Source organism: Arthrobacter sp. 10L430 (genome assembly GCF_056395245.1).
This window is the reverse complement of sequence record NZ_JBFTJD010000003.1, coordinates 255452-261483: the sequence shown is the minus strand read 5'-3', so window position 1 is coordinate 261483 and position 6032 is coordinate 255452. Positions and strand designations below refer to the sequence as shown.

Sequence of the window (6032 nt, the reverse complement as noted above, 5' to 3'; positions counted from 1 at the left end):
GGAACCAGGCTGCACAAAATTTGAAACCAGCTGTAAAAACCAGACCACACCACAGGGGCGGCACAGTCCGGTCAATTCAACCAATTCATATAAAATAAACCGGTATCAACAAACTTGGCACACTATTGAGTTCTCAAACAACAGACACACCCGGCACCACCACAACCAAACAAMCAGTCGCGGATCGCTCCGGAGCAACTTTTCAAGCTTACCCGCTCGCTTCACCCTGGTCAAATCGGCGTCTGCGGCTTCGTGATGCCCTGGGGCATCCTACTCGCTTTACCGACCAACTCCGGGGAGCGGCGCGGAAATAAACTCTACCACTACTTTTGCCGGAGGCCAACCCGGGCGCAGAAGGGACGGATGAGGCCCAGAATCACGCGGATTCCGGGCCTCATCAGCCGGCCTTGAAAAGGGTGTTCTGCCGACACTTACGGTCGGCTGACCTTACGGCCGGCTGAACCAGATGGCCTCAACTCACCGTGGTGTCCGGCGCTTCTGCTGCAGCTGACCGGCTCTGCAGTTTCGGAGCGCCCGTGCCTGCCGGCTTGAAGTATGCAGCACCCAGCGGCGGCAGCGTCACAGTCAGGGTGGCTGGCTGGCCATCGAGACCTTCGTCCTCCGCCGTCAGGTTCCCCGCGTTGAGAACGCCGGAACCACCGTATGCCGGCGCATCGGTGTTGAGTACTTCAGTCCAGGCACCGGCGGACGGCACCCCAAGGGCGTACTCCTTGTGCGGCCCACCCGAGAAGTTAACCGCTACGACCAGCGGGTTGCCCTCAGTGTCCCAACGGACAAAGGTCAGCACATTGCGGTCCGCGTCAGCCCCGTTGATCCACTGGAATCCGCCGGGCTCGTTGTCGCGTGAGTACAACGCAGGAGTGGACTTGTACAGCTCGTTCAGATCCTTCGTGAGGAGCTGAATCCCGCGGTGGGCCGGAATGTCGGCCAGCCACCAGTCCAGGCCGTGCTGCTCGGACCATTCGGCTTCCTGGCCGAACTCGGTCCCCATGAAGATCAGTTGCTTGCCCGGGTGCGCCCACTGGTAACCGAGGAAGGCCCGCAGGTTCGCCAGTTGCTGCCAGCGGTCGCCGGGCATCTTGCGGAGCATCGAGCCCTTGCCGTGGACAACCTCGTCATGGCTGATGGGGAGCAGGAAGTTCTCGGTGAAGGCATAGACCAGCGAGAACGTGACCGTCCCGTGGTGCCACTTCCGGTTGACTGGATCTTCCGACGCGTACTTGAGCGAATCGTGCATCCAGCCCATGTTCCACTTGAGCCCGAAGCCCAGCCCGCCGTTGCTGGTGGGACCCGTCACGCCAGGGAATGCGGTGGATTCTTCAGCGATCATGACCGCGCCGGGATGCGTCTTGTAGACCGTGGCGTTGGTCTCCTGGAGGAAGGAGATGGCCTCCAGGTTTTCGCGGCCGCCGAACCTGTTCGGCTGCCACTGACCCTCTTCACGGGAGTAATCCAGATAGAGCATGGACGCGACCGCGTCCACGCGCAGTCCGTCGATGTGGAATTCATCGAGCCAGTAGAGCGCGTTGGCCACGAGGAAGTTGCGGACTTCGGTGCGGCCGAAGTCGAAGATCAGGGTTCCCCAGTCCGGGTGTTCCCCCAGGTTGGGATCGGCATGTTCGTACAGGGGCTGACCGTCGAACTGGGCCAGGGCCCAGTTGTCCTTGGGGAAGTGCGCCGGGACCCAGTCAAGGAGGACCCCGATGCCAGCCTGGTGGAGCGCATCCACCAGGTACCGGAACTCGTCAGGGTGGCCGAAGCGTGACGTCGGGGCAAAGTAGGAGGTGACCTGATAGCCCCAGGAGCCGCCGAAGGGGTGTTCGGCCACCGGCATGAACTCAACGTGGCTGAAGCCAAGCCACTGCACATAGTCAACGAGTTCCTTGGCCAGTTCGCGGTAGCTCAGGCCGAGGCGCCACGATCCGAGGTGGACTTCGTAGACGCTCATGGGCGAGTTGTGCGGGTCCCGCTCGGCCCGGGCCTTCATCCAGTCCGCGTCCTCGAACCGGTAGTGGGAGTCAACCACCCTCGAGGCGGTCAGCGGCGGGACCTCCGTGCCGAATGCCAGGGGGTCGGCCTTCTCAACCCAGTGGCCGGCCTTGGTCTTGATCTCGTATTTGTAGCACGCGCCTGCTACAACGCCCGGGACGAACAATTCCCAGACGCCGGAGGAGCCAAGGGAGCGCAATGAGTTTTCGCGCCCGTCCCAGGCATTGAAGTCACCCTTAACGCGCACGGCCTCGGCGTTGGGGGCCCACACGGCGAAGGACACGCCGTCGACGTCCCCCAACGAGGACTTATAGTGCTGGACGTGGGCGCCGAGCACCGTCCAGAGCGTCTCGTGGCGGCCCTCTCCGATCAGGTGCAGATCCACTTCGCCCACCGTCGGAAGGTAGCGGTACGGTTCGTCCACCGTCACAGGTTCCGCACCCTCGTATGTCACCTCAAGCCGATAGTCCGGCACGTGACCGGCCTGCAGGGGCTCCAGCACGGCAACCCACACGCCCTCCGATTCGTGGGTCATCGGCATCGAACCGGCCGCGGTTACCACAGTGACGGCTTCGGCCAGATGCTTGACGGTGCGGATGGTTACGTGGCCGTAGTCATCCAGATGGGCACCAAGCACAGAGTGTGGGGCGTGGTGCTCTCCGGCCGCCACGCGCGAAAGCGTATGCGCATCCACATGGAGAGGGGCCTGGGGCCGATCTGTAGGTGCAGAGCCTGTCATCTTCTTACCTTCCGCTGCGGCCGCGGCCGGTTCGCCGGGGCCTTTCTTGCTGAGGAGCCGCCTGGATGCATTCACCGGAATAGCCAGCCAGTCGGGCCTGTTGCGCAATTCATACACGACTTCGTATAACGCCTTGTCCAGCCACAATGCCACAAAGAGCGGGGAGTTCCGGTCTATGGTGCCGGGGGTGACTTCCAAGTAGCCGGCCAGGAAGGCCTCGGCGCAGTCGTCCACCCACGAGTCGGGGACCCGGGCACCGCTCCCCTCGCGCTCCGCGGCTCCCGCGGCATAATCAAATGAGCGCAGCATGCCCACAACGTCCCTTAGCGGGACGTCGGGGAAGTTCCGTTCAGAGATGGGCCGCAGCGGCTCACCCTCGAAGTCAAGAATGGCCCACCGGTCCGAGTCGCCTTCATGGCCCGGAACTTGGAGGATCTGGCCAAGGTGGAGGTCACCGTGGATGCGCTGGAGCGCACCCGCCGGGACACCCTCGAGTTGCTCAAGGAGGCTTTCCAGCTCGCTTTCGTGGGGCCCGACGGCGGGGCCGGCCTCGGTCCAGGCCTGCCGCACCCGCTGGGCTACTCCAGGCGCTATGACCCCGCCCGGGACGGCTTCTGAGGAAACCCCCAGCGTCTCGGCGAGCCGACGGTGGACGGTGGCCGTGGCATGGCCCAGCGAGTGCGCCTGCTCGGTGAAGTCCGCTCCTGCGCTGGCCGCATCAACCGCCAGCCGCCAGGCATCCCGGCCTCCGGCCAGGAACTCGTGGGCTACCGCCAATTCGCCCTGGGCCGTGCCTGCCGCAGCAGTCTCCGGGCCGGACCCTGCGGACGATGTCCGCGCCCGCTGCGGAAACCACTCGCCTGTGACCCAGCCGAGGGTGGCCGGGACTTCAGAGGTCCTCGCGGCGGACAGGGCTGCCCCCACTTCGACCTCCGGATTGCGGCCGGCCGAAAGCACACGGAAGAATTTCACGATAGCCGCGGAGGCGCCGTCGTCGACGATCACCGAACTGTTGGACTGTTCGCCGGACAGGACCCGGACCGTGCCGGTGGCACGCGGAAGGGGCTGGCCGGCGCCGGAGAGGTGCCCGCTGGCCGTGCCGGCCGCCGCGGTTCCCTCCGTCCGCATAAGCTCCAGCCATTCGGCGATGAACACCGGATCATGGACGGCGTCGTAGACCCAGCGGTGCCCCAAATCCGCGTGGTCACTTTCGCCGATGAGCGCGCCCTCGGCCCCGGGCAGCGGTTCGCGCCGGTAGCTGAGCGGCACCTGCACCACATCGGTGCGGGGGCCGCCGTCGGCAGTTTCGGAGACCACGGCGGCGAGGAAGACCTCAAGGCCCACCTCGCCCGACGACTCGTTGAGGATGAGTCCGCCCACGGGAGCAAGCGAGAATTCGGCGGACTTCACCGGGAACCACCGCTGGCGCGGCAGCCATTGGCGAAGCAGCTCTTCGAGCGTTGGTGTCAGCGTAGATTGGCTCATGTCACCCCTCAATGGACAGGATGGGCATCGCCTGGGTGAAAGGTGACGCCGGGTTGGACGCAGCCGAACGTACCCGGAGCCAGAAGAAGTCGTGGCTGCCGAGGGTAAGGGTCAGGTTCCCGTCGTCTCCGACGCCGGGAAAGGGTTGGCCGCCGAACACGTCCCGGAGCCCGCGTCCCGCAAACTGCGGAAGCCTCAGCGTGGTCGCCACGGGGTGCTGGGAGAGGTTGAAGGCGCACAGGATGGTTTCGGGCGGTTCGCCGGCGGAGTTGCCTTCCGGCAATTCGCGCACGTAGGCCAGCACCACTTCGTGGTCGGCTTCCACGTGCTTGAAGCCGCCCAGCCCGAACGCCGCGTGGTTGCGCCGGACACTCAGGATCTGCCGTGTCCAGCGAAGCAGCGACCCTGAGTGCGCGGCCTCGGCCTCAACATTGGCCATGTTGTAGTTGTAGACCAGCGACTGGATCACCGGAAGGTAGAGCTTGCCGGGATCCGCGTTGGAGAACCCGGCGTTCCGGTCCGGGTTCCACTGCATGGGTGTGCGGACGGCGTCGCGGTCTTCCAGCCAGATGTTGTCGCCCATGCCGATTTCGTCCCCGTAGTAAAGAAAGGGGCTCCCCGGCAAGGACAGCAGCATCGCGTTGATGAGTTCGATTTCCGCCCTGGAGTTGTCCAGCAGCGGCGCCAGCCGGCGCCGGATGCCGATGTTGGCCCGCATGCGCGGATCCGGGGCATACCAGCCAAGCATCGCCGCCCGTTCGTCGGCGGTGACCATTTCCAGCGTCAGCTCATCGTGGTTTCGAAGGAAGGTTCCCCATTGCGCACCCTCGGGGATCTCCGGCGTGTCATGCATGGTCTCGATGATCGGGGCTGCTTTTTGGTCGCGCAGCGCGTAGTACAGCCGGGGCATGATCGGGAAGTGGAAAGCCATGTGGCACTCCGGTTCCTCCTCGGTGCCGAAATACTCCACCACTTCGTTGGGCGGCTGGTTGGCCTCCGCGATGATCACCCTGCCGGGATAGCTCTCATCCACCATCTTCCGCAGCTTGCGGAGGAACTCGTGGGTGGCAGGCAGGTTCTCGCAGTTGGTGCCTTCCTCCTCGAAGAGGTAGGGGATCGCGTCGGCGCGGAAGCCGTCGATTCCCTGGTCCAGCCAGAACCGCACGACGTCGAACAGAGCGTCGATGACCTTGGGGTTCTCGAAATTGAGGTCGGGCTGGTGGCTGAAAAAACGGTGCCAGAAGAACTGGCGCCGGATGGGGTCGAAGGTCCAGTTGGACTCTTCCGTGTCCACGAAGATGATGCGGGCATCCTGGTACTTTTCGTCGGTGTCGCTCCACACGTAGAAGTCGCCGAAAGGACCGTCCGGATCCTTCCGCGACTCCTGGAACCACGGGTGTTGGTCCGAGGTGTGGTTCAGCGGGAGGTCGATGATGACCCGGACGCCGCGGGCATGGGCCTCGGCCACGAGCCGCTTGAAGTCACTGATGGTTCCAAACTCGTCCAGCACCGAGTTGTAGTCGGAGATGTCATAGCCGCCGTCCCGGAGCGGCGACTGGAAGAAAGGCGGAAGCCAAAGGCAGTCCACGCCCAGCCACTGCAGGTAGTCGAGTTTCTCGATCAGTCCGTGGAAGTCGCCTGAACCGTCGCCGTTCGCATCCGCGAAGCCCCGGACAAGCACTTCATAGAACACCGCCTTCCGGTACCACAGAGGATCGTGTTGCAATCCCGGCGCATTGAGCTCGAACGTGCTCTTCGGTGTGAAGTGGTGACTCGGGTTCTGCGGGCTGAAACTCAA

The 6032-nt window shown here is 64.2% G+C and carries 2 protein-coding genes; both read right to left on the bottom strand.

The window, feature by feature from the left end:
* Positions 1 to 472: 472 nt before the first annotated feature.
* A complete protein-coding gene (locus AC1DDG_RS05325) occupies positions 473 to 4234 on the bottom strand; it encodes a 1,4-alpha-glucan branching enzyme (protein ID WP_476875204.1) in 3762 nt (1253 codons plus the stop codon).
* 1 nt (position 4235) lies between these two features.
* Positions 4236 to 6032, bottom strand: coding sequence for a maltose alpha-D-glucosyltransferase (treS, locus tag AC1DDG_RS05320; RefSeq protein WP_230120795.1), 1797 nt, complete (start codon positions 6030 to 6032; stop codon positions 4236 to 4238).

Coding starts and splice junctions, on each gene's coding strand:
- AC1DDG_RS05325 (WP_476875204.1), bottom strand. CDS start 4,234: ATGAGCCAATCTACGCTGACACCAACGCTCGAAGAGCTGCTTCGCCAA.